This is a genomic window from Bacillus cereus group sp. BfR-BA-01379 (assembly GCF_022663605.1).
Taxonomy (GTDB): domain Bacteria; phylum Bacillota; class Bacilli; order Bacillales; family Bacillaceae_G; genus Bacillus_A; species Bacillus_A mobilis.
In genome coordinates this window covers 12,432-36,882 of sequence record NZ_JAKUFT010000024.1, presented here as the reverse complement: position 1 = coordinate 36,882, position 24,451 = coordinate 12,432, and the positions used below count along the sequence as shown (strand labels likewise).

Genomic DNA, 24,451 nt, shown 5'->3' with positions numbered 1-24,451 from the left:
CCACTTTCCTAAAGTTTAATTATTCACATTTACATCTTATACCGGCTGTAACTCCTCCATAAAATCAAGTAAAGATCCTACAGTAAGAAATGCTTTAGGGTCTACCTCATCTTCTGGAACGCATAGCTTTACATCCATTTCTATGTAAACTATAAGTTGTAACATCATTACCGAATCTATATATAAATCTTGGTTTAAACGCATCGTTTCTTCTAAATGCGTTACATTTTTTAGTTCCATTTTTTCTATCATAATTTTCAACACTTCATTTTTTAATGTTTCACGTCTCATGTTGTAACCTCTCCCATCTCTAGTAGCTTTCTACTTACTTTTCCAGTTTTATTTTTCGGAATTTCAGTTACACTTTCAATCTCATACGGAACTTTATAAGCTGGTAAATGCTGTATACACCATTCTCTTATTCGAACCGGATCAATATGAGAGATTACTTTCGCTTTCACTATTTCGCCCATCACAGGATGTTTCCCTCGATATACAATTGCCTCTTGAACGCCTTCTAGTCGAAGCATCGTTTCTTCTACCTCTATCGGAAAGACTTTTAATCCTGAAACGTTAATCACATCATCCATGCGACCCATAAAATGAAGCCCGCGCTCAGATTTATACCCCAAATCTTTCGTGAAAATTTCTTTATCGTTCATTTTCACTACGATCTCTTCAGGCATATTTTCATCTGAACCTATGCTTATACTCGTATGAGATAGTGGGTTTCCTAAATCTAAATGGCTTTTCATATCATGACATATACTAATACAACCTGCTTCAGAACAACCATATTGTTGCATCATATATGTTGTCGTTTCTTTTAGTTTATAAAACAATGCTTCTGGTAAAGGTGCTCCGGATGTCATAATTTTATGAAACTGAAACGTTCCTTGTGGGAAACTCCCCATAATATGTAACATAAGTGGTACTGCATATATGATATGTTTTTCTGTATGACGAACTATATTTAATGCGAATTTAGGGTTTTTATTCGTAATGATGATAGGTTTGCTTCCCCTCGTAATTGCAGATAACGTACCACATATGAGTCCGTATGAATGTGAAACAGGAGCCATAACAATTGGTACTTCATCTACTTCACAGTTTAAAGCCTCATTATAAGCAGTAATTTCTGTATCCACTTCCGTCCATGCTCTACGAATCAGTTTCGGTTCACCTGTAGTTCCAGAACTATATTGCAATAAAGAAGGCTCTTCTAGTAAAGAGTTCACTACTTCTAATTTCGTAAAACCGCTAAATTCTCCATATAAAATCCCGATACAATTTGCACGCTTTGCCATTTCAATAGCTGTTTCTTTTGGTGTATCTTCATGTATAAGTAATACTGATGATTTCTTTTCTTTTAAGAAAAACACAAGCGTAATAATATCGAATGGATCTTTCAGACAAAGCGCAAATCTATTTCCTGCTGCTTCTTGAAAATGTTCCATTTCCTCATAAACTTGAAACCTCAAATCAAAATCACTTTTGCTATACTCTTCTTTATTAACGATTAGCATAATTTCCCCCTGTAACAACTGATTTTTGTTTGTTAAGTTGTCTTGCTCTATACAATGGATTTGGAACTTCATGAACGAGCGATTCCACATCCATATATAATCGACGCTTCGTTAATTGCTCAGCATAGAATGTAGGAGTGTATAGCTGAATACTTTCAAATCTATCTTTCAAGTGTGGATATTTTCTAAAATGATTTTCAATTTCTTCGACCACTATCATCCAAAAACTTTCTTCTTTCCAATCATATTCATCCGCAAGTACAAAAGCTAATTCTCCTACATTAAATAAGAACAGTGCATCTAATACCATCTCTTGTAAACATTCAATACGATCCATTTCAAAGAAATCATTCATTTTTCCATTCGCATACGTTTTATGCATTTTAGTAAAGTCCGGACATTTATTAACTTCTTTTAAGAATGGACGATAAAACTCAAGTCCTTCATGGAAATCCTTTAATGCAATACGGACAGGTAGCCCTTCTTTATGAACTAAAATCATATTTTGTCCGTGTGATTCTAACGCGATCCCATGTTCTACAACAAGATGTATAACTGGAATAATTGCTTTTTGAATCAGTAATCGTAGCCAATTTTCTATCCCATATTTGTTTAACCACGTATCAATAACTGGTGTGCCATCTTTCTCTTTTGCATATACACCGTTAAAAGGAACAGCATCCTCTTGTCTATCCAAATATTTATGAACACTTTCACGCCAAATGCACCCTAATGAACCATATGTGGCTTTCTTATTCGCATCATACGTTACACTCGAAAATTCTTTTAACAAAATGATGCGTGATTCATCCCTTAAATAAGAATCCCGACTTATGATATCACTTAACCAATTCGATATAGCTGGTGCACTCGCAACTGAATATGGTTTCAGCGTACGGAGTGTTGAAGTATTAAGTATGTTCAGTGATAACTTTACATATGGTCTCTTTGGATTCGTAACATTTCTTAACGTCCTCATCGACTGTTGCGCACAATAATCGTCCGCTGATTTTCCTAAATAAATAATATTTTTATCTTGTATATGATCAGCGTAATTGGGAATGATGAAATTTTCCCACTGCCAAGGATGAACAGGTATAAACACGTACTGCTTTGCATCACATCCCGTACTGTAAATTCGTTCCATATAAGCTTCTAATATAGGTCCGCCTATCTCACCTTTTAAAATATTGTCATACATCACTTCATTTTCATAACCTACAGTCGCATATTTCTTATGGGCTGCAATCCATATAAGTTTTATTGGCCTCATAAATTCATATCCATATTGAAAATTGTCACGATATTGAAATCCAATGCGCGCTTTATAGATAGGATGATATGGGTGGCCATCTACTAAATGGCTTTCGAAGTCATCGTATGATTTTTGAGTATATTTCACCTTATTATGTCTTTCATATTGTGCAATCGTGTCCTTAAATATCGTTTGTTCTAATTCGTGAATAAAAGAATCTAATTTCGTTTGTTCTACGTTAACAACTCGAAAAACTTCTTCCAAAAATCGCGAAACTGATTGTACTTCTTGTTTTTCCTCTTGAACTCTTACTATTAATGAATCTATAGAAATACGTCCAAATGTCATTCGTTCGCTTCCGTAACATTCGTACGTGACACTTTTGTTGTCTTCATTAAGTCCTTGTATAAGAAAAAGAATTTGTTCTTCGCTTTCTATACGAACTGGCGTAATGATTCCCTCATAAATTAACGATTCTACTAATTGACGTAACACTCTTCTTCGCACTGAAACGTAATCTTTTGATTCAAGCGCTTTCAATATTTTTGTATGATACATGTTCACTCTCATAAACCCCTCCACCTTATAAAAATACCATTATTTGTATTACGTGAAATTTTAACGTTATTTATGAACGGACAGCCACTTCTCTAACGAGCGGATTCTGTACCTGTACGTAAATTGCTTGTTCTAAAGGATTACTTAACTCGTCGACATCGAAAAATCTCGTTAATAAATTGGCTTTACATGCCAACTTATCCTCTTCTAACAATTCTCTTAAAAAGGTCGAAGGTTCACGGTTATAAGGAAGGAATGATTCCAGTACAGATCTTAATTCCGAGAGAAGAATTTCCTCCTTAATTAATCCAGCTGTACCAAATCCGTTAATGAGTCCAAACATATGATTGAAAATTAAATAGTAACGAAATCTTTCATCCACAATGTAATCGTCATATAAATTTCCAGTACGTTCTCCAATACCCGCTAACTCGTTATTAAGCATTTCTTTCATTGAATTACAGAAATAAAACCCTTGATTATCACGGAAATAATATTTTACTGGGTAACCGTCTTTTAGCTGCACAACACTATTTTGCTGATGAGCTTCTAACGCAACACCATAACGTAAGTACATCCATACCATTGGCTTTAAAGAAATATTCATATATCGTCTAAACCAATCTAAACTTACTTCTTCGCAGCTTCTACTTTCTACATCTGCTAGTCGATGAATAATATTCGATAAACGAGTACGTTCCCCAGGTATAGCATCTTGAACTAATCCAGCAATTAAAGTAGCGTCATTTGCATGTTCACCATAAAAAGGATTCTCTCGTATAATTACTTCAAATCCAGATTCTTTTGCCCCGTAATTTAATGTAATACATGCTGGATCACAAATAAAATCAAACCCTGGAAACTTCTCTAACACTTCACCAATTGCTGTATTTAGCATTTCCTTTCCTTCAAGACCACTCTCTAGTTCCTTCAATTTATTAATGCGCATTGAATTTGTTACTTTTACTGGAAATGAAAACTTAAGCATATACTTTGATTGGGGATGATATAACGTCCTAAGTGATGATGTTGCCATATAACACTTACCGGCAGGACCGATATATTCAAGTACTCCTTGATCTATCCAATCCTGTACGTGTGGTTGGTGTAATAGCCATTCTGCCTGAAGCGGATGTATTGGAAGTAATGAATATTCATCTTCCCTACAATACTTCGATATAAATTCTTTACTAACCATCTCATCATTACTTAGCTCTTCTTTTAGAATTACTGTTGTAGAATCTAATAATAATGATTTTTCCTTTACTATACTTTTATGTGCCCTAAAATAATGAAGCTGACATTCTCCTTTTAATTCTGGAGAATACATTGCACTTTTCCATTCCAAAATACCTTGTCTACTCTTTGGAGTTGGATGGGTTAAATGTCCAAATAATAAGGATTGCTCTGCCTCTATAAAAGTTGTATGGAAACCGTATAATGCAGATGTATCTTCTCTTCTCTCCCTAGTAAATTCTTCAATATTTTGACAACTACGAATAACTCGAAGCATAAGTTCAGCAGGATTCGTCCCTTCTCCGTAGTTGATAGACATCTCTTTTATTAAGAATGTAATAACTGTAACGTAATCTGCTTTTATAACATTCTTATTTTCTCCCATTTGATAATAAAATTGTTCTCCAAACAAATGGCGATCTGTTGCTGATTTATATATAACTTCTCCATACAAAGTAACGTTCTGCGCCGATAGCCGACAATATAAATATGTGGGGACTATATCTCTATTCAACGTATTACTGAAGATACTTTTCATTTTTTCATCCTCTGTAATCCATTCTCCACTCCCTGTTTCCCTTAAATAACAGTTTAAAAAACTTTGTAATGTTGCATGTTCTGCGATTTGTTTCGCATGCTGCATATTGGTCCTCCTCTTTATATTAAAGCTATCGAAATTTTATATACTAAACAACAATTGAATATCGTTATCAATTATGATTCTAATTGATAACGATATTCAATTCAATAGTATATTTCAGAATTTTTTTATCTAATTTAATTTTTCTTGTTTTCTCTCTTTTCTTTAATCTAGTTAAAAATACACGAAAAAAATACTCAATTTCAAACTACATACTTACTATTTTTCATTAGTAATCCATCCAAAATAGTTAAACAAAAGAGGTATACCTTAATTGGTATACCTCTTTCAAACATAAAGTTTACATAATAATATTATTTATATCTCTCCAACAATACGCTGTTTCTTCTATATTTAGTCTCTCTAAAAATTTCGTATCAATTTTTTCTGGATTAAATTTTTCATAAAACTTTTTAGAAGGATTATTCGTAACAACCCAAACTAAAAGTGATTGCATATCATTGTTTATACATTCCGATAGTAAAGCTTGAAATAACTTTTTTCCTATTTTCATTCCTTGATACTCTTGTAAAAGATAGATCGCATATAATTCCCCATCACAATTATATGCACCACTTCTTTCCACTCCCCCGTCGATGAATCCAATTATTGTTCCATCTAACGTCTCTGCTACAAATCTATATTGGTATTTATCTTCTTGCTGAAAAATGTTTTTCCATTGTTTTTCTCGTTGCTCATATGTTATATTTTCTAAAATTTCGTCAGCGAATATCCTTTTATACGTTGTTTTCCAGCTATCAACATGCACCTTTGCTATACCTGATATATCCTCTTTAATTGCTCTTCTAATATGTACTTCCATCATTTCTCCCCCTTGTTTATTCATCATTATATCAATTTATCCCCTTCAAAACCCAAATAAAAAAAGAGTGAATTTCACTTCACTCTTTTTTTCACAATTATCTACTTTCCACTTCAACTGAAACTACTCGATCAATCTCTTTTAGGGAACTATATAACTCTGTTGTATATAAATCTTCTGGAGCTAAAATAACCATCTCCAATTGCTGAAATGCTCCACCATCTATATCTTTTATTTTCACTCGTTTCACATGCATACCTAAATTTTTAATTTGCTTAAATATACCATCTAACTCATGATGCTCTTTTACAGTAATTTTTATAGATAAATCCTTTTGTCTTAATGAATACGGACCTGCAATTTTCACAAGTTGCGGAAGTACATTAATCGCTAAAATGATTAAAATCATAGCAACCGTCGCTTGTAAATAAAATCCTGCCCCAATTGCTATCCCTAAAGCTGAAGCAGCCCACACCATAGAAGCTGTCGTTAATCCGGAAATAACGTCATTACTTCTTCGTAAAATAACACCAGCCCCAAGAAAACCAATCCCGCTCACAATTTGAGCAGCTAAACGCATTGGATCCATATTTGTATGCCCTGGAACAGAATATACATGTACGGATTCAATTGAAACCATCGTAATTAAACAACTTGCTACAGAAATAACCATACTTGTTTTCACACCAAGCGGTTTATTCTTTAGCTGCCTATCTATCCCGATGAATAATCCTAAAAAGAGTGCTAAACCTAATTTGAGTAAAAATTCATATGACATATTTCCATTCTCCTTACTTTACAATGTTTCCCTTGGAATAATTCACTATAACTCTTTTATGATATCAATTCCAGTCTTTTCTATTCATTTAACGTAAAAAACCGAAAAAACATTTGTGACGATGTTTCTTCGGCTTTTTATTACGCTTAAAATTCTTCTTTATTTTTGATCTTTAATCTTAATCTCTGCATCTTTGTAGAATGCTAATTTACTGTCATTATACTCTTTTGTAAAATTGTTAAATTGCTCTTTTGATTTTTGCGCTTCCACAGTTGATTCATTAACAGCTTTAACTTTTTCACCAATTTCTTTTAATTTCGTTTCTTTTACTTTTAATTTTTCATACAGTTCTTTTTCAGTCGCTAACGCCTTCGTATAATTTTCATTCATCTTTTGGAATGCATCATAACGGTTTTTATACGACTCTTCTACTGTTTTCGCTTGTTTTTGTAACTTCTTATCTTCAAGCTTCTCTATATTTCCTTGCACAGATTTTGTTTCTTTCTGAGCTTTTTCCAGCATTTCTTTCTCCGTTTTTAATACTTTTTCACGGTCATCTACATTTGCAGTAGCTTGCTCTATCTTCTTCATAACAGCATCATTATGATCTTTACCTTCTTGTAAAATTTGAGAATATAGCTCTTGACCTTCCTTCTCTAACTTCTCTAACTTCTTCGCTTCATCAACTAATGATTTTTCTTGTGTTGCCGCTGTTTCAAAAGCTGTATAAAGATTTTCTTCAGGTTTTTCACCGAAACAACCTGTTAATAGTCCTACTGATAGTGCTCCAACTACTGCTACTTTTCCATACTTCAACGTTCATTCCTCCATTACATACGGTTATCATGCCAGAAATTCACTGGGAAGTGACTCTCTTCATGATAAGCTTCAAACTCATAACCCTTTTCTTTTAACCCTTTTAAAATTGCTGGCACAGCAGCAACTGATTGTGGGTGAATGTCATGCATTAAAATAACTTCCTGTGGTTTTGTTGCATTTGTTATTACATTTTGAGCAATTTGTGCTGCCGCTGCATCAACCTGCATTTTATTATATTTCCAATCTGAAGAATCAATTGTCCAGTCCCATACTTTTAAACCGCCCTCTACTACTTTATTGCGAAGGCCTTCATTTAAACCAGGGTTCGATCCGTATGGTGGACGTGTTAATTTAGGTGATTTCCCGATAATATTTGCAATTAATCCTTGATCTTCTTTCATTTCATTAACATATTCGCCATTTACATATAACTTTGCAAAATTATGTGTCATACTATGCATTCCAACATAATGCCCTTCTGCATCTTCACGTTTCACTAAATCCGGAAACTGTTTCACATTCGCGCCAATTAAAAAGAAAGTCGCCTTCGCATCATGCTGTTTTAACATATTTAACAATTCAGCCGTATATTTCCCTGGGCCATCATCAAATGTAAGATAAGCAACTTTTCTTTCTTTCCCATTAAAACGACTTGGTGCCGTTTTATTCATTTCTACTTTCGGTTGTTCACTTGCAAGCTGTACTACGTTTTCTTGTTTTGCAACAGCCTTTGCTGGTGAAGTAATGGATTGAAACATGAAATACCCAATAGCTACTGCTGCAATCGCTATTAAAACGACTACTACTCGTTTAATTTTAAAAGCTTTTTCCATTCTATCGAATTCCTCTCCCTATTAATCTTATATATAAATCACCCAATATAATTATACATCTATTTATTTTATTACACTATATAAACAGACCTATATATGTATTATAATGGGAGTTTTATCAAAATAGTTGTTCCTATTCCTTCTTTACTTATAAAACTAAGTGTACCTCCATGAAGCTCTACCATTTTTTTAACGATAGCTAAACCAAGACCGGCACCTGTAGCATGGTTATTAATCTGGTAAAATGACTGTTCTATATATGGTAAATGCTCTTTAGCAATTCCAATCCCTTCGTCTTTCACCTTGATCACTACTTGTCCTTCATTTTTAGTCACTTCAATGTGAATTGTACCTTTTTCATGTGAATATTTTATAGCATTTTGAACAATATTCAAGAAAATTTGCTTTAGCCTATTTCGATCTCCCATCAATTCAATTCTTTCTATCGTATTCATAAATTGAATTTGTTTCTCTTCAGCGTTAGGAGTTAATTGCCAAATCGTCTCCTCTAGTATATCGTATATTTGCACCTTTTGTTTATATAAATTGAAATGATTTGATTGTAATCTTGAAAAATCTAGCAATTCTTCTACTAAATGAATCAATCGGTCTGTTTCACCTGATATAATTCCCATACCTTGCTTTATCTCTTCTTCCGTTAAATGATCTACCGTTTTTAACGTCTCACTCCAACCTTTAATCCCCGTTAAAGGCGTTCGTATTTCATGAGAAATCGAAGCAATAAATTCATTTTTCATCTGTTCCGCTTTTTCTATTTTATTAGACATATGATTTAAACTATGTGCCAAATCACCTAATTCGCCAGGATAATCCTCTTTAATTTTCTTCTTTAATGTACCTTCTGCAATTTGTGAAGAAGCATGAATAATAGATTCGATCGGTTTAACAAACGAATTCGCTAATCTTCTACTGATTAAGAAGACAATTCCTGAAATAACAATGCCTACAGAAATAGTAAACATAATGATTTCGATAATCTTTGCATTTACATTCGTTAAAACAGTTGTATATTTCAAAACACCTATCGTTTGTCCTTGATGAATAAGCGGACTAATCACTTCTAATTGTTTCACATTATCTTTCGTAGCAGTCACTTGATGATACATTTCTCCTTCTAGTAACGAATACGGAATAACTATTTTACCTTCTACCTTTCTTCCACTTGACGACTGTATAATCGTTCCATGTCGATCAATTAATTGCAATTCTGTTCCTTCTAACTGAAAGCTCTCAATTATATCACCGCTGTATTCTTGCAAACGAATAAAGTAGAGTGAATTGTATTCAGAGAAAAATCGTGTACTTGTCTTCGCATGAGATTCTATATATTGCACAATACCATTATAATAATAACGATAAATGGAGGCTGAAAATACGACTTCAAATAATACAAGCATAAGTATAATGACCGTCATAAAATATAAAGTCACTTTTCTTTTCATCTTATACTTTCCTTCCACACATATCCTTTTCCCCACACAGTAAGAATAAATTCAGGTTCTGATGGATTACATTCTATCTTTTGGCGTAACCGCCTCATATTTACATCTACTACTTTCGTCTCACCTACATAATTCGTTCCCCAAATCATATTTAAAATTTCATCACGTGAAACCGGCTTTGAAGCCTGATTCATCAAATACTGTAATATCATATACTCTGTAGGGGTTAAATCAACTAATTGTCCACTTTTATATAATCTTTCTTCTATAACATTTAACGAAAACGGGCCAGATATGATCGTATTCGCTTTTTCATCATGTACTTCTATTCTTCTTAATAACGATTGTATACGTGCAGTTAATTCCACTGGACTAAACGGCTTTGCGATATAATCATCTGCACCAATTCCTAGTCCTTGTACTTTATCTTCATTTTGTACGCGTGCGGTTAACATAATAATACCTATTTTTTTATTTTCTTCCCGGATAGATTTACAAACTTGAAAACCATCAATTCCTGGTAACATTACATCAAGCAATGCTACATCAACAGTATGTTCACATAAAATCTGTAACGCTTCTTCTCCCGTACTAGCTTCTAACACATAAAATCCAGCACGTTTCAAATTCAAGACGATAAAACTACGAATTGGCATTTCATCTTCTAAAACTAAAATTGTTGGCATAATTTCCACCTCCCTACTCTTGTTGATAATCCGCTAGCGGTTTTACATATGCTTTCACTTTTTCAAAATGTGATTGTTTCGGTACGGCGTATACGTGAGAGGCCGTTTTCACTGCTGCTTCGTATCCTTTTATTTTGAACCATTCTTTCCGCTTAAATATATGGACTTCAAGCCATAGCTCATTTGTCGTAGTATCTATAAATTTTTGAACATCTGATGCTTCTTGCTGAACTGGAACAGTTATTTTCCCAATTAAAGCTTGCGGGATTTTCACAAAATAACCTTTCTCTATATTTACATATCTTTCTTCTATCGGTTTAATTCCATCTTCACTCCACTGAATATAACGTTCAAACATCGTACTCTCTCCGTACGATACCTCTTCCCAACCTTTTGGACGCACTGTACGAACAAATTCAATAATGCCGTCTTCATTTATATCTTTACTTTCGACTACATAATCATTGAATAAGTCTTCTTTTCCATCTATAGGAAGTGGCTCATAATGACCCGTATCAAATTTTGCTACATACGTTATCCCTGAATGAGCGCCAACACCTGCGTCAATTACAACCGCCTTTAGTGATTTAGAAATGCGGCCCATTTGTATTCTTTGGATGCTATTTATAAATGGATCGAATGACACTTCAGATAAAGTCTTAAATTGTTCCATGAACTCAACTGTCAATTTTTTATCCTTTTCATATGTAACAAGGCTTATATCTTTCAGTCCATTTTCATTTAAATCCTCTATGAATAACTTCGTATAACTTCGATTATATATTTCCTTCATATCTTCATTTTCTTCCGAAAAAACATACATAATATGTTCTAACGATTCACGATTGACAGAAATTCCGATTAATAACTCTCGCTTCCCGTTCCCTGTAAAATCACCGACTTCAACGATATCTACATCTCCACCATCAAATCTATGTGTGGACTTTATTCTCCAGCCATTTGCGATTTCTTCATAGACAGCTAAATATACGCTATGATCTTCATTCGGCACTTTATAAAATAAGATGGCTTCTTTCTTATTATCTTGTTTAAAATCCATTGACCAAATCATCTGTTTATCTTTATTAGACATTGGAGTAAGCAATCGATAATTTACAGGCAAATCTTTATCTATTTGCTCTTTTAGTTCATTAATCCATTTTTCATTGGCAGGAGCACCCATTAAACTTGTTGGAGCTTCAGACATTTTACATCCAGTCAACATAAAAATGATTCCCATAATGCCTATCCATTTCTGCATATGATATCTTTCCTTATTACAGATTTTAATTATTTTTCTTTACTTTTTGCTTCTCCAATATTCTCATACATATGAGTATAATTTTTCTAAAATAAAAAATCGTTACAGAAAAGTTACAAATCCATTCCGATTAAAAAAAGATTGGCGAAAGCCAATCTTTTTTTATTATTCGTTTCGAACTGGTTTTGGTGTTACACCTAGATGATCATTTAATTTTTTTGAAATATCTTTCACATTTTTTTCATTTGGAATGTAATAATAAATACCTCCGATACGTTTATCCGTACCTTCTATTTGCATTTTTTCCATTTCCAAATTAGATCCTGCCATATTTTTTGTAATAGCAAGCATATCATCGAAAGTTAAGTTCGTTTTCATATTTTTATCAACCGCATCAAGTAAAGAACCCATTTTGCTAATAGATTGGACAGACATCGCTTTTTTAGCAATTGCTTCTATTACAAGTTGTTGTCTTTGACCACGCATTGCATCACTGTCAATTTTACGCGTTCTTGCAAGTGCAAGTGCTTGTTCGCCATTTAAATGTTGGTAACCTTTCTCCAAATGAATCATACCCGCTTGGTCTTTACTATCTTGCTCTGTGAAAGTAACAGGTACATCAATATCAATACCACCAAGTGAATCGACAATTTGTACGAATGATTCAAAGTTAAACTTCACATAATAATCAACAGGAACATTTAAAAATCTTTCCACTGTATCTCGTGTACTTTCAACACCACCAAATACGTGTGCGTGTGTAATTTTATCTAATTTCTTTCTAGATGGAATATATACACGTGAATCACGCGGAATACTCACTAATTTAACTGATTTATCATCTTTATTAATTGTTGCTAATAAAAGTGCATCTGTTCGAACAGCTTCTCCGTATTGACTTTTTCTCATTTCACTACCATCTACACCCATGATTAAAATTGAAATGTTATCCTTTAAAGGTTCAACTTCTTTATCACGCTTCGATGACTTATCAATTTGTGCATACGCATCACTTACAACAGCTTTTGCTTTATTATATATTAATGATCCATATCCTACTCCTCCAAAAATAAGTAGGAAAAATGGAATTAAAATGAACCATTTTATTGACTTTCTTTTAGAACGTTTTTTACTGCTTCTCGTATTTTGTTCTAATTCAGAGCTCATTTTCATTCGCCTCTCTTTCTCTTTCCCTAGTATAATGTATGTCTAGCAATCTTCATATTGAATTTCCTTTCAAACACCTTACATTTTTGTAAGGTTACATGATGAATCCAATATGTATTCCATTTCACATTATACTCTCGTGCTTATTTTTGGCAAGTCACTATTTTTCATCTTCAAAAATTTAACACTTCGTAACATCCTAAATTACAGATTTATAAATTTATTCGTTTCGAATCCTTCAATTTTCACCTAAAAAATTAGTAATGCAACAATACATTTCATATTATCCCTCAAGCGGTGTATATATTGTTTTCTCCCCATGATTATAAATAACAGCGGATTTTGCTTTTAGTTTCACCTTATCTATTTCTATCTCTTCATTTGAGAAATTCACAATAACTTTAATATCTTTTCCATATGAAGCAGATTGGACTAATTTATCTTCTGACAAATATGCAAAGTTCGTCATTTCTTCTTTTACTGCCTTTTCATGAACTTCATTCCAAACTTTCAGATGCTGCGTAATCTCTTGTTTATGTTTGTTCCACTCTACTTCATCTAAATGGTACAACGGAGGAATATTATACAATAACTCATATAACATACGGTTTCCTACCTCATCTTTTACTTTCAAACTTCCCCATTCCCAGTGATGCGTTGTAATTACAGAATCGTTGTATACTAATTTGTATAACGGTACCGAATATACTGGATTTAAATATACTTGTTTATATTCTTCTTTTAACGGTACTTGTTTTGCATATTTTTCTGGAACATTTTGATTCGGTGACCAATATCCGCCCACATAATACGGACTTGTTTTATTTTTCCTCATATCTTCATCGTCCCATTTAATAACTGGCGTTTCAATGCCGTGAGCAAATGCAATCGTGCTACTCGCAAAGTCATTTCCGCCCTCAGAGCCAACTACCATACCTTTTTCTTGTGCAATATAATCCATTCGTTGCAACCTTGCTTTTAAATCTTGTTCTTGTGTTGTTATATGTTTAGCCGAATAGTCATCGTAAATTTCCCCTGTTGCATCACAATCAATAAACCATGAATTATATTTAGGTCCATTTTGTAATATATCGTTCATTCGCTCTTTTACACTAGGAAGAGATAAAGTTGGATTTAATTTTCGCCCTCTACCTAAAAAACCTTGCACCTTTTCTCCATTTTTCTTCGTCACAGTTGCCTCTTCATATAACGATGGATCATGAAAAGAAGCTGTATTCCAATTTTTATCAGCCTTTTCGTGAATAGAATGGTAAGAATCATACGGACCAACTAAATATCCCATTTTCTTAGCTTCTGTCACGAAATCAGGCTGCATATACCCTTGTTCCCAGTTCGGTAACCCAATCCACGCATTGTCTATTCCTGCCGCTTTCATTCCCTTTATAATATCCGTTCCATCTGCGTTACCCCATTTACTTACGTCTTCAACCGCATCACCGAGCGCTGATTTTAATACATGCTTATTTAAGTTATATAACTCCATCTGCGTTAAATGATCTACACCTTTGCTTAATAACTCACTAGCGTTCTGATCAACTTTTTGGAAAATATCCTCTTTATACAATTCCTTCATTGATAATACTTCGTTTATATAACGTAAAATAACATTCTTTTGATACTTATCAATGAAATCTTGTTTACTTACTTGATCTAATACATTCAGTTCCCCAGGCTCTGAACTATTCTTTTGAATAAGTTCTTTTATATGACTAAACAGTGGGCTATTTATTTGCTCTCTTAGTTTTGGCCAATTTATATTACTTTCTGATAAACCATTTTGATTCCAAAAATAAAAATGCGCCGCTCCATATAACTTTTCGATTTCTTTATTTTTTCTAGCCTTTTCTTGTAATGTTTTAAATTCACCTTTTCGAACAATATCATCCTTATACAGTTTAGCAATGCTTACCGCATCATTATTTGTCACATATAATTGAAATTCATATGTTTTATTTTTATTTATGCTCGGAAATTCATGTGTAAAATCAAATCCTATTTTCGGATCCGAATGAAATTTCAATTCATTATTAAACATATTGTTTGCAATATATACAATTGAATATTTCGAACCATTTAATGCGAAAAACTTCATAGAAAATGATTCAGCAAATGAATATGCATCATCCTTTAAAAACTTCTTCCAATTTTCATCATTGCTCGGAATTTGCTTACCCTCCCATAACGGAAGTGTATAATTTTCAGCTTCTACTTTCGGCCATGTAAAGCTTTCTGCACCAGTCGATTCCACTTCAATGTTTAAGTGTTCTTTTTTCTTTTCTAATTTTATTTTTACTTTTTGATCTGGATATTCCCACGATGTACGATCCTTTTCTTTTTTTACATTCGATACCTTCATTTTCGGTAGGGGTTGTGATGCCTGTTCCTTTACCCCCTCATGTTCTACAGTTAATGTGAATGTTTCTGGATTTACATCATAAGTAAAATCTTTATACGTCGCTTTCTTTATTTTAGACTCTTGTACAGCATTACTACCTTTTACGTCACAACCGACTAAAGTCGAAAATGACATAGTTGTAAGAAGACATATCGCTATCATTTTTTTCATCCTCTGCACCTCCACCAATGAATATACAGGTGGTTTGTTACAGGAATGTGGCAAAAAATAATAGAGCTAGCATTTTGCTAGCTCTATTTGGAGTATTAAAAGTTGATATGAACAACTATAATTCGCTTAGAAGATATGTAATACAGTAACTGCATTTTTTCTCAACAATTATGAAACTAAACAAATCAAAATTTTAACAAGCATTCTTTAACTGAAAAAATAAGTGTATACAATGTATCCTAAAAGTAGTACTAAAATGATTATCCCTGTACCTTTCCAATTCATACCGCCTGCTATATCAACTGGACTACCTGTTTCCGCTCTATTGAGTCCGTCGTGTAAAGAACCAGTAGGATTACTTTTTAATTCACTTTGTCTCATACGCTCTCTTTTTTCTTCTGGTGACTCTTTATTCATTTAATCACCTCCAAAATGAATGCACTCTTTGCTACATTATTCAAAATTAACATTTGTTTTATATTTTTTCCGAAAAAACCTAATTTAAAATTGGTTTGCAACGTAAAGAAAGCTAGCCATGCCAGCTTTCTTTATAATCCAATATGCTCTTCCTTATTTACAATAATACCTTTATGGTCGATTTCTAGCTCCCACACTTTCATAGACGTAAATACTCTCGCTAATTGCTCACCAATTTCTTGTCGTTTATCATATGGCGTTAATATAAAAATGGATGGGCCTGCACCACTAAGCGCTGTGCCGTATGCTCCAAATTCTTTTGCACATTTACGAATAGATGGTAATAACGGGACCAGTTCTAAACGAAATGGCTCGTGAAAATGATCTCTTTCCATCATTTCTCCTACAACTTCCCACTTCTTTTGACAAAACGCAGCTACTAATACGTTGCTGATTGCACTAGCCTTAACTGCTTCATGAAACGGAAACACATCTGGTAATACAGATCGGCTTTCCTCCGTATTTAACTCTTCATTTGGAATAAGAGAGATTACACCTAATTCCTTACTTTCAATTCTTACAACCGAAACATTTTTTCCATCCAGTGCTCCGATTACAGTTCCTCCTAATATAGAAGCAGCCACATTATCAGGATGTCCTTCAAAATTTGTAGCAATTTGAACTTTTTGATCAGTTGTTAAGTTCAAATTACCTAGTTGATTTGCAAGCTCTATCCCTGCTACAATGGCTGATGCACTACTTCCTAGACCTCTTGTTAGTGGGATATTACTAGTAACTTCTATTATATGGGATGATAAAGAAGGACTCACTTTACATGCCGTGCTAACGATTAAATTTTTATCGTCTGTCGGAATTGACTCTTCAAAGGAATGGATTACTTGCCATTTATCAGCTTTTTCTTTTACCACCACATCTAAATATAATGACAAAGCTATTCCTACTGAATCAAATCCAGGTCCAACATTTGCTGTACTAGCAGGAACACGAATACTTAATGGTATCACGACATAATCACCCCTTTAATATGCTCTTTAATTTGTTCTATATTGTTTGAAACACTTGCAATGTCCAATGTATTAGAAGAAATTGCGATATCAGGATCTTTCAAGCCATTTCCAGTTAAAACTGCAACAACTGTCTCTCCTTTTTTGATTTTCCCAGATTGAACATGTTTAATAACGCCAGCTAATGAAGCATTTGATCCTGGCTCAGCGAAAACCCCTTCTGTTTTTGCTAATAATCTATACGCATGTAAAATTTCTTCATCCGATACCATATCTATTTCACCATGAGACTGTTCAGCAGCCTCTACTGCATATGACCAACTTGCTGGGTTACCAATGCGAATCGCTGTTGCAATTGTTTCAGGTTCTTCAATTACATGTCCTTTTACAATTGCTGCTGCTCCTTCCGCTTCAAACCCGTGAATTCTCGGCTTCTTATAGCCTTTTTCTTTTTCATATTCACAGAAACCTTTCCAGTACGCTGTAATATTTCCAGCATTCCCAACAGGAATCGCTAAAACATCTGGTGCACTTTGTAACTGGTCACAAATTTCAAACGCCGCTGTTTTTTGCCCTTCAATTCGATAAGGATTCACTGAGTTTACTAATGTAATCGGTTCTTCCGCAGCAATATTTCTTACAGCCTTAAGTGCATCATCAAAATTTCCTTCTATTGAAATGATTTCAGCCCCGTAAGCGACTGCTTGCGCTAATTTTCCATGTGCAATCTTTCCTTCTGGGATTACGATTATACATTTCATTCCAAGGCGTGCCGCGTATGCTGCAGCCGATGCCGAAGTATTACCTGTTGATGCACAAATAATTGCCTCCGAACCTTCTTCTTTCGCCTTCGCAACAGCCATTACCATACCACGATCTTTAAAAGAACCTGTCGGATTAGCTCCTTCGTACTTACCGTATAACTGAATTCCTAATTGTTTTGATATATTTAGTAACGGAATAAGCGGTGTGTTTCCTTCCATTAAGCTCACATCAGGTGTATTTTCATTCACCGGTAAATAAGAAGCATACTGTTTTAATAATCCTTTATACATATTGTTTTTCCTCCTCGATAATGTAATAACTGTTTATTTCACTTGCGACATCTTCTATCGCTCCTAGCACTCGTTCGAATTGATACTTTGAAGTTTGATGTGTCACAACAACGACTTCTGCAAGTTCACGATTTAAAGGTAATTGAATAACTTCTTTTAAACTTACAGAGCAATTAACGAAACATTCTGTTATTTTTTGCAACATCCCAGGTTCATCTCGTAATGAAATACGTAAGAAATATTTCGAAACAACTTCTTCATCTCCTTGTAACTCATATGGCTCTGGTTCTTTTAGCGCACTTTTATTTTTCTGAACTTGATTCATGTTTTTAACGATTGAAATAATATCACTTACTACAGCCGAACCAGTCGGTAACTTACCAGCTCCAGGTCCGTAAAACATTACTTCTCCTACCGCTTGACCGTGAACATATACTGCATTAAATTCATTATTTACATTCGATAATGGATGATGACTTGGTAAAAGTGTCGGTTCTACACTCAAATGAATGGCTGATCCTTGTTTCTCTGCTTTCCCAATTAATTTCATAGTAAATCCTAACTTTTCAGCCATTAGTAAATCTTCTTTTTCGACCTTTCGAATCCCTCTTACTTGCACATCATCTAAAGAAACATTCATCGAAAAACCTAAGTTTGCAAGAATGGCTACCTTTCTCGCCGCATCTAGCCCATCTACATCCGCTGTTGGATCCGATTCTGCGAAACCTAATTTTTGGGCTTCTTGTAATGCCTCTTCATACGACCATCCATTTTGACTCATCTTTGTTAACATGTAATTTGTTGTGCCATTTACAATTCCCATAATTTTTTCAATTTGGTCTGAAGCTAATCCGTCTGTTAATCCTCTTAACACCGGAATACCGCCCGCTACACTTGCCTCGTAACATAAATCACAATCATTTTCGTTCGCTAATTGGAGAAGCTCTGCACCGTATACAGCCATTAAATCTTTATTTGCTGTTACGACATGTTTCTTATTTCGTAAAGCCTTAACAATATGCTGCTTCGCTTCTTCAATTCCGCCCATTACCTCTACTACAATATCAATATTTGAATCATTTAGAACTTCATCGACATGACTTGTTACTACGATTCCATCAATACAAACATCACGTTCTTTTTCTACATCACGTACAACGACTGTCTTTACCTTCACTTCATACCCTGTATCAAGTGCAATTTTTTTATAATGTTCTTTCAAAATATGGACAACACCACTTCCGACCGTACCTAAGCCTAACACCCCAACATTAATAACGTTATTCATCTTCTAATCTCCTCCTACAATTTTATTTTTTATCTTTATCAATCACCTTACTCTGCTTTTTAATCATGCAGGTGGTGGTTATTTCCGTACGTACAAATCGTTTCATGTTACAGCACCTCCTTTCAAAGTAATAAAAAAACACACTCATCCCTAGGAAAGGGACGAATGTGTTTTCGTGGTTCCACCCTTGTTCCAACCAGGGCGTATTTCTCCCTAGATTGCTCAAGTTCAGATAACGGCTGATTCCGTCAATAATTACTAGATTACTCGTTCACTATTGAAGTTCAAAGGTGGTAAAATCATTTCTCGTGTTAGGAAGCTCACACCCTTGGCTTCCCTCTCTGTAAACCGTAAAAATGATTTCATGTCCTTATCGTTACTTTTTCGCTCATGTTTATTTGTTAACTCATTATACTCGCATAAAAAACAAAATCAATACTATTTTTTAATTATTTTTAATTTTCAATCTCTTATTTCATAAAAAAACACACTCATCCCTAGGAAAGGGACGAATGTGTTTTCGTGGTTCCACCCTTGTTCCAATCTAGACGTATTTCCTTCTAGATTGCTCAAGTTCAGATAACGGCTGATTCCGTCAATAATTACTAGATTACTCGTTCACTATTGAAGTTCAAAGGTGGTAAAATCATTTCTCGTGTTAGGAAGCTCACACCCTTGACTTCCCTCTCTGTAAACCGTAAAAATGATTTCGTGTCCTTATCGTTACTTTTTCGTTCATGTCTATTTGTTAACTTATTATAGTGATCAACTTTTTAAAAAGCAAGCCTATTTTTACTAACCATTTTCAAAATCATTTTTTATTGTATTTCACAATAACATTATGCAATGGCCGCTCAATTTACCTATTTCGTTATTTTTCCAGTTTGTAAATCAACGATTCTTATATGAATACCCCATTCTAAAATGTGTACATATTCACCTCACAAAACTATATCTATAAAACTTTTTCAATACAATCTTTTCGTATAACTTTCTTCTAAAGAACGTGCAACATCTTCTTCAGAAGTATTTACTTTCGCATGTTCCAGTAACATTTTAGCAGCTGAAGGTAACTCTTTTTTATGTAACCAAGATTCTGGATCCCACATCTTAGATCGGATAAAAGCTTTTGCACAATGAATATAACACTCTTCTATTTCAACAACAATTCCAAGTAACGGATTGCGTCCATTCGCCTGCATTTCTTGCAATATCTCTTCGTCGTTTGTAATATACGCTCGGCCGTTTATTCGGAGCGTCTCCCCAAGTCCGGGAAGAAAAAATAGTAACCCTACGTGCGGATTTGAAATAATATTCAAAATGGAATCTATACGACGGTTGCCTGGTCTTTCTGGAATGATAATTTTATTATTATTTAATACGTATACAAATCCAGGTGCGTCTCCTCTCGGCGAGGCGTCACACTCTCCCAATTTATTTGCAGTAGATAATACTAGAAACGGAGATTTAGACAGAAAATCTACACAATGATGGTCTAATGATGAAATAACTTTTTTCAATGCTCGCTCACTTGGTTGCCCCAATATTTTCCGTAACTCTTCCTCTGTTGAAATAATCGATTTTATTTCTTTACTCTCTATCCCCACTATTAACCACTCCATTTTTCTTTATTTTCCCAAAATTCAATACAAATATTGTATAATAAAATTTGCAGAAAGGGGAATTTAAATGACAGAGTGGTTAACAATATTTGATCCTGAAAGAAATACACTTGGGAAGAAATTGCGTGATGAAGTGCATCGTGACGGTGATTGGCACGAAACATTTCATTGTTGGTTTGTAGAAAAAGATGATGAAGATATGTTTTTATATTTCCAATTACGCTCTAAAAATAAAAAAGAAGCTCCGGGTATATGGGATATTACTTCAGCCGGACATATTATGCATGATGAAGATGTACAAATTGGTGGTCTTCGTGAAATTGAAGAAGAATTGGGTCTTTCTTTTCAAACGACTGATTTAGCATACAAAGGAATCTTTAAAATAGATTATGAAATTTCAAATCTTACGGATCGTGAATTTTGTCATATGTATTTCCACAATGTCATCAATCCACTTCCATTTGCACCAGGTGAAGAAGTAGACGATGTGATGAAAATACATGCAACTTCTTTTCTACAACTATTACAAAGAGAGATTTCATCTTTTACGGCTATTTCTGTTTTAAGCAATAAACCGATAACGATAACATTTGAAGATATTTATCCATACGATCTTGCATACTATGAATTTGTTATAGAGCAAGGAAAAGACTTACTAGAAAATAATAATTTATAAATAAAATAGGACTCCCATTTTAAAGTACTTAGGAGTCCTATTCTTAATAGTGGATGATTGACAATACCCAACACTCCACCTTATTTTCTCTCTTTCGATGTTTGGAACATACTTGGCAGCGTTACAAAACGTGCCCCTTTCGTTTTCAACTGCGGAATGATTTTGTCCAGTGCCTCTACAGATCCTTGTAAATGCCCACCTGGTGTTGAATGCTGAAGGATAACACTGCCAGGAAATGAATTCCCTAACACATTATTTGTAATCGTATCAGCGCTTACGCCTTTCCAATCAACCGTATCAACACTCCACTGTACAATCATAAAGTTTTGCTCTGTCGCCCACTTCAATTGATTTTCAAGTATTTCACCGTACGGTGGACGTATAAACTTCGGTGCATAACCAGCTAAACGATTTAATGTTTCTTCTGTTTTTATAATTTGATTACGGTACTCAGCATCATTTACTTTCGCTAAATTCGGATGGCTATACGTATGATTACCAATTACATGCCCTTCATTCGCAATACGTTTTACTACATTCGGATACTTCTCTGCGTTTTCACCAAGCAAGAAGAAAGTCGCTTTTACATTATGTTGTTTTAACTTATCTAAAATTTTCGGCGTAAATTCTAAATCTGGTCCATCATCAAATGTAAGAGCGACTTCCGCTTTATTGTATGGGCCTGAAAATGCGTACGCATATTTTTCGACCCACGAAAATGGCGTCCACGATCCACGCTCATCTGCTTCCATTAGTACCTTATAATTTTGAGGGATATATGCGTATGGCAATGAGCTTATATATTCTCCATAATAAAATGAGTTATATGGCATATAAGCATACGAAACATCTCGTTCTAACCCCCATTGATATGGGGCAAACATTTCTGTCGAATAAAAATAATACATAATAAAAACCTCCCTAAAATTTCATATGTGATTCCTCTGCACTTTGTTAGGGAAATTCCTATTCATGAACAAAAATAAGACTGTCCATAATTAGGATAGTCTTATTGCTTTATATTATTAATAAATCGATGTACTATCTTTCGGCAAAGCTTTCACATGTTTTAAATAGCTTGTCACTCTGCCATCATCACCTTGCGGGTACTGATATCCAAATGTGTTAGCAATTTCGTTCGCCACTTCCCTAAATAATTTCCCCATGACAAAGAATGACTCCCATATATTTTCATATTCCGCATTCGAATAGGTACGTTTAAATTGCTCCCACATATCTTTTTCAATATATTGCTCGAAATGCTTCCCAAACTTCCCTGCATTACCTGTAAAGTCTGTTTTCATACCAACATGCCATTCTAGCATTACAATGAACATATCTCGTACTGGACCATCAAGCACCCCTTTCGCATAAGAAAGTTCTTCTCTCCATAGTCCTTTCCCTACATTCGTACTACACCACCAAAATTCATTACAGCAATCTAAAAACTCTTTTTCTGTAGGCTTTTTTATTAAGTAGTCTTTATCGCTTGCTGGTGGAAATTCACCAATACAATTATCTTTATCCAGAAGCAGCTTACTTAAACTATCTTGTCCAACGAACATATTTATCAAATCAAATGGAACGAGCGTTAAATCAATTCGATTTCCATCCATAAACTGCATTAAATACGGAAATTTCCCGTCTTCGTCCGCTGGAATTAATAACATTTCTTCTGGCATTTGTACAATCATTATTTCTCCAAATCTATGAATCCAATTATGATTAGACGTAAAAGATTGTATATCATGTACAACATACATAATATCGTAGTCTTGAAAACAATCTCTCTTCACATTTGAATTTACACGTGATCCATTCATGATAACTGCTCGGGTTCTCTCATCCTCTTTTGCTGTATTTATTATTAAGTCTAACATTTCTTTTTCATTTCTCATCTATTCCTAACCTCCAATTTTTATATAAACTTATATTTCCAAGTATGTTGGAGGTCCACGAGCTAGCTGCGTTGTACACGATACATGTTATAATTTTTGAAATTTCTTTTTCATCCCATTTACCTCCTCAGATCACTCTTTTACGACCGCCATTACAAACCCATCGTATCCTTTACTTCCTACAGTTTGAAGCGCAGTAGCACTTACACGTGGCTCTGCAGCTATTAATTCATAGAAGCGACGTATCCCTTGTACGCGAGGATCGTTACTCGTATTGTCAATAACTTCTCCTTCACGTACTACATTATCACCAATAATTACAGTTCCAGGGCGTGATAGTTTCAGTGCCCATTCAAAATAGATAGGGTTATTTTGTTTATCAGCATCTATGAAAATAAAATCAAATGGCTCATACTTCTCATTTTCAATTTGCTGTAAAGAATCTAAAGCTAATCCTGTTCGCACTTCAATTCTATCATTCAAATTGGCACGTTTAATATTACTACTTGCAATTTCTGCATGTTTTTCGCTTGCTTCCAATGTAACAATTCTGCCTTCCGATGGCAATCCTCTTGCAAGCCATATCGTGCTATATCCGCCTAGAGTACCAATTTCCAAAATGTTTCGAGCTCCTTGAATTTGTACTAATAGTTGCAAAAACTTCCCTTGCGTTGGCGATACATCATGTGCTGGTAAATTAGCTGCCGCGTTTGCTTGAAGAACTTCTTCTAATATAGAATCTTTCGGTATTAATACATCACTCACGTATTGATCAACAGCCATCCACTTCTCAATCGTACTCATGTAAATACCATCCCTTTCAATACTTTTCTACTAT

General features: G+C 34.3%; 22 protein-coding genes and 2 other annotated features. Of the genes, 1 reads left to right on the top strand and 21 read right to left on the bottom strand.

Translation table 11 applies throughout. The annotated features are described in order from the left end of the window. Positions 1-36 precede the first annotated feature (36 nt). The 18 genes from asbD to MR113_RS11545 all read right to left on the bottom strand — a co-directional run bounded on the left by asbD (position 37) and on the right by MR113_RS11545 (position 21,024). Positions 37-291: a petrobactin biosynthesis protein AsbD gene (gene asbD / locus MR113_RS11630; RefSeq protein ID WP_097817566.1), complete on the bottom strand. Its 255-nt coding sequence runs from the start codon at positions 289-291 to the stop codon at positions 37-39. Continuing rightward, a complete protein-coding gene (gene asbC / locus MR113_RS11625; RefSeq protein WP_242254345.1) occupies positions 288-1,526 on the bottom strand; it encodes a 3,4-dihydroxybenzoic acid-AMP ligase AsbC in 1,239 nt (412 codons plus the stop codon). The genes asbD and asbC overlap by 4 nt, the downstream gene beginning before the upstream one ends. Continuing rightward, the gene (locus tag MR113_RS11620; protein WP_242254343.1) at positions 1,513-3,351 is read right to left on the bottom strand and encodes an IucA/IucC family protein; all 1,839 of its coding nucleotides are present in this window, start codon (positions 3,349-3,351) and stop codon (positions 1,513-1,515) included. Before MR113_RS11620 ends, asbC begins: the two co-directional genes overlap by 14 nt. A gap of 58 nt (positions 3,352-3,409) precedes the next feature. Then, on the bottom strand, positions 3,410-5,218 hold the full coding sequence (locus MR113_RS11615) for an IucA/IucC family protein (protein ID WP_242254341.1): 1,809 nt from the start codon (positions 5,216-5,218) through the stop codon (positions 3,410-3,412). 298 nt (positions 5,219-5,516) lie between these two features. Continuing rightward, complete coding sequence (locus MR113_RS11610) at positions 5,517-6,065, bottom strand: GNAT family N-acetyltransferase (RefSeq protein WP_242254339.1); 549 nt, start codon at positions 6,063-6,065, stop codon at positions 5,517-5,519. A 70-nt stretch (positions 6,066-6,135) separates the two neighbouring features. Continuing rightward, entirely contained in the window at positions 6,136-6,816 is a 681-nt protein-coding gene (locus MR113_RS11605; protein WP_242254337.1) for an MgtC/SapB family protein, read from the bottom strand. A gap of 159 nt (positions 6,817-6,975) precedes the next feature. Next, positions 6,976-7,632, bottom strand: a complete 657-nt coding sequence (locus MR113_RS11600; protein ID WP_242254335.1) for a YkyA family protein — start codon at positions 7,630-7,632, stop codon at positions 6,976-6,978. A 14-nt stretch (positions 7,633-7,646) separates the two neighbouring features. Then, positions 7,647-8,468: a peptidoglycan-N-acetylglucosamine deacetylase gene (locus MR113_RS11595; RefSeq protein WP_242254333.1), complete on the bottom strand. Its 822-nt coding sequence runs from the start codon at positions 8,466-8,468 to the stop codon at positions 7,647-7,649. A 101-nt stretch (positions 8,469-8,569) separates the two neighbouring features. Then, positions 8,570-9,931, bottom strand: coding sequence for a sensor histidine kinase (locus MR113_RS11590; protein ID WP_242254332.1), 1,362 nt, complete (start codon positions 9,929-9,931; stop codon positions 8,570-8,572). Continuing rightward, positions 9,928-10,617 (bottom strand): response regulator transcription factor, encoded by a 690-nt coding sequence (locus MR113_RS11585; RefSeq protein WP_001142160.1) that lies wholly within the window; start codon positions 10,615-10,617, stop codon positions 9,928-9,930. Before MR113_RS11585 ends, MR113_RS11590 begins: the two co-directional genes overlap by 4 nt. Positions 10,618-10,630: 13 nt before the next feature. Continuing rightward, positions 10,631-11,878 (bottom strand): hypothetical protein, encoded by a 1,248-nt coding sequence (locus MR113_RS11580; RefSeq protein WP_242254331.1) that lies wholly within the window; start codon positions 11,876-11,878, stop codon positions 10,631-10,633. A 165-nt stretch (positions 11,879-12,043) separates the two neighbouring features. Further along, positions 12,044-13,045, bottom strand: coding sequence for an LCP family protein (locus MR113_RS11575; RefSeq protein WP_242254330.1), 1,002 nt, complete (start codon positions 13,043-13,045; stop codon positions 12,044-12,046). A gap of 283 nt (positions 13,046-13,328) precedes the next feature. Next, positions 13,329-15,632, bottom strand: a complete 2,304-nt coding sequence (locus MR113_RS11570) for a glycoside hydrolase (RefSeq protein ID WP_242254329.1) — start codon at positions 15,630-15,632, stop codon at positions 13,329-13,331. Positions 15,633-15,839: 207 nt separating this feature from the next. After that, the gene (locus tag MR113_RS11565) at positions 15,840-16,049 is read right to left on the bottom strand and encodes a DUF6366 family protein (protein WP_001031479.1); all 210 of its coding nucleotides are present in this window, start codon (positions 16,047-16,049) and stop codon (positions 15,840-15,842) included. A 131-nt stretch (positions 16,050-16,180) separates the two neighbouring features. Further along, on the bottom strand, positions 16,181-17,074 hold the full coding sequence (gene thrB / locus MR113_RS11560) for a homoserine kinase (RefSeq protein WP_242254328.1): 894 nt from the start codon (positions 17,072-17,074) through the stop codon (positions 16,181-16,183). Continuing rightward, a complete protein-coding gene (thrC, locus tag MR113_RS11555; RefSeq protein ID WP_000276442.1) occupies positions 17,071-18,129 on the bottom strand; it encodes a threonine synthase in 1,059 nt (352 codons plus the stop codon). The genes thrB and thrC overlap by 4 nt, the downstream gene beginning before the upstream one ends. Further along, the gene (locus MR113_RS11550) at positions 18,122-19,417 is read right to left on the bottom strand and encodes a homoserine dehydrogenase (RefSeq protein ID WP_242254327.1); all 1,296 of its coding nucleotides are present in this window, start codon (positions 19,415-19,417) and stop codon (positions 18,122-18,124) included. The genes thrC and MR113_RS11550 overlap by 8 nt, the downstream gene beginning before the upstream one ends. Before the next feature lie 154 nt (positions 19,418-19,571). Continuing rightward, positions 19,572-19,803: a binding site (T-box leader), on the bottom strand. A gap of 115 nt (positions 19,804-19,918) precedes the next feature. Further along, positions 19,919-20,150: a binding site (T-box leader), on the bottom strand. 235 nt (positions 20,151-20,385) lie between these two features. Next, positions 20,386-21,024: a pyridoxamine 5'-phosphate oxidase family protein gene (locus MR113_RS11545; RefSeq protein WP_242254387.1), complete on the bottom strand. Its 639-nt coding sequence runs from the start codon at positions 21,022-21,024 to the stop codon at positions 20,386-20,388. A gap of 82 nt (positions 21,025-21,106) precedes the next feature. Here MR113_RS11545 and MR113_RS11540 point away from each other — a divergent pair, with 82 nt between their 5' ends. After that, positions 21,107-21,715 (top strand): NUDIX hydrolase, encoded by a 609-nt coding sequence (locus MR113_RS11540; protein WP_242254322.1) that lies wholly within the window; start codon positions 21,107-21,109, stop codon positions 21,713-21,715. Positions 21,716-21,795: 80 nt separating this feature from the next. Here MR113_RS11540 and MR113_RS11535 read toward each other — a convergent pair whose 3' ends face one another. The 3 genes from MR113_RS11535 to MR113_RS11525 all read right to left on the bottom strand — a co-directional run bounded on the left by MR113_RS11535 (position 21,796) and on the right by MR113_RS11525 (position 24,417). After that, positions 21,796-22,623 carry a peptidoglycan-N-acetylglucosamine deacetylase gene (locus MR113_RS11535; protein WP_242254321.1) on the bottom strand — a complete coding sequence of 276 codons (828 nt, stop codon included), beginning with the start codon at positions 22,621-22,623 and terminating at the stop codon, positions 21,796-21,798. A 117-nt stretch (positions 22,624-22,740) separates the two neighbouring features. Further along, positions 22,741-23,613 carry an aminoglycoside 6-adenylyltransferase gene (locus MR113_RS11530; RefSeq protein ID WP_242254319.1) on the bottom strand — a complete coding sequence of 291 codons (873 nt, stop codon included), beginning with the start codon at positions 23,611-23,613 and terminating at the stop codon, positions 22,741-22,743. Positions 23,614-23,745: 132 nt separating this feature from the next. Continuing rightward, positions 23,746-24,417 (bottom strand): O-methyltransferase, encoded by a 672-nt coding sequence (locus MR113_RS11525; protein ID WP_242254318.1) that lies wholly within the window; start codon positions 24,415-24,417, stop codon positions 23,746-23,748. Between the last annotated feature and the right edge of the window lie 34 nt (positions 24,418-24,451).

What these genes read in the sequence shown, in the direction of transcription:
- asbD (WP_097817566.1), bottom strand. Translation starts at nt 291, where the DNA reads ATGAGACGTGAAACATTAAAAAATGAAGTGTTGAAAATTATGATAGAA.
- asbC (WP_242254345.1), bottom strand. Translation starts at nt 1,526, where the DNA reads ATGCTAATCGTTAATAAAGAAGAGTATAGCAAAAGTGATTTTGATTTG.
- MR113_RS11620 (WP_242254343.1), bottom strand. Translation starts at nt 3,351, where the DNA reads ATGAGAGTGAACATGTATCATACAAAAATATTGAAAGCGCTTGAATCA.
- MR113_RS11615 (WP_242254341.1), bottom strand. Translation starts at nt 5,218, where the DNA reads ATGCAGCATGCGAAACAAATCGCAGAACATGCAACATTACAAAGTTTT.
- MR113_RS11610 (WP_242254339.1), bottom strand. Translation starts at nt 6,065, where the DNA reads ATGATGAATAAACAAGGGGGAGAAATGATGGAAGTACATATTAGAAGA.
- MR113_RS11605 (WP_242254337.1), bottom strand. Translation starts at nt 6,816, where the DNA reads ATGTCATATGAATTTTTACTCAAATTAGGTTTAGCACTCTTTTTAGGA.
- MR113_RS11595 (WP_242254333.1), bottom strand. Translation starts at nt 8,468, where the DNA reads ATGGAAAAAGCTTTTAAAATTAAACGAGTAGTAGTCGTTTTAATAGCG.
- MR113_RS11590 (WP_242254332.1), bottom strand. Translation starts at nt 9,931, where the DNA reads ATGAAAAGAAAAGTGACTTTATATTTTATGACGGTCATTATACTTATG.
- MR113_RS11585 (WP_001142160.1), bottom strand. Translation starts at nt 10,617, where the DNA reads ATGCCAACAATTTTAGTTTTAGAAGATGAAATGCCAATTCGTAGTTTT.
- MR113_RS11580 (WP_242254331.1), bottom strand. Translation starts at nt 11,878, where the DNA reads ATGCAGAAATGGATAGGCATTATGGGAATCATTTTTATGTTGACTGGA.
- MR113_RS11575 (WP_242254330.1), bottom strand. Translation starts at nt 13,045, where the DNA reads ATGAGCTCTGAATTAGAACAAAATACGAGAAGCAGTAAAAAACGTTCT.
- MR113_RS11570 (WP_242254329.1), bottom strand. Translation starts at nt 15,632, where the DNA reads ATGAAAAAAATGATAGCGATATGTCTTCTTACAACTATGTCATTTTCG.
- MR113_RS11565 (WP_001031479.1), bottom strand. Translation starts at nt 16,049, where the DNA reads ATGAATAAAGAGTCACCAGAAGAAAAAAGAGAGCGTATGAGACAAAGT.
- thrC (WP_000276442.1), bottom strand. Translation starts at nt 18,129, where the DNA reads ATGTATAAAGGATTATTAAAACAGTATGCTTCTTATTTACCGGTGAAT.
- MR113_RS11550 (WP_242254327.1), bottom strand. Translation starts at nt 19,417, where the DNA reads ATGAATAACGTTATTAATGTTGGGGTGTTAGGCTTAGGTACGGTCGGA.
- MR113_RS11540 (WP_242254322.1), top strand. Translation starts at nt 21,107, where the DNA reads ATGACAGAGTGGTTAACAATATTTGATCCTGAAAGAAATACACTTGGG.
- MR113_RS11535 (WP_242254321.1), bottom strand. Translation starts at nt 22,623, where the DNA reads ATGTATTATTTTTATTCGACAGAAATGTTTGCCCCATATCAATGGGGG.
- MR113_RS11530 (WP_242254319.1), bottom strand. Translation starts at nt 23,613, where the DNA reads ATGAGAAATGAAAAAGAAATGTTAGACTTAATAATAAATACAGCAAAA.
- MR113_RS11525 (WP_242254318.1), bottom strand. Translation starts at nt 24,417, where the DNA reads ATGAGTACGATTGAGAAGTGGATGGCTGTTGATCAATACGTGAGTGAT.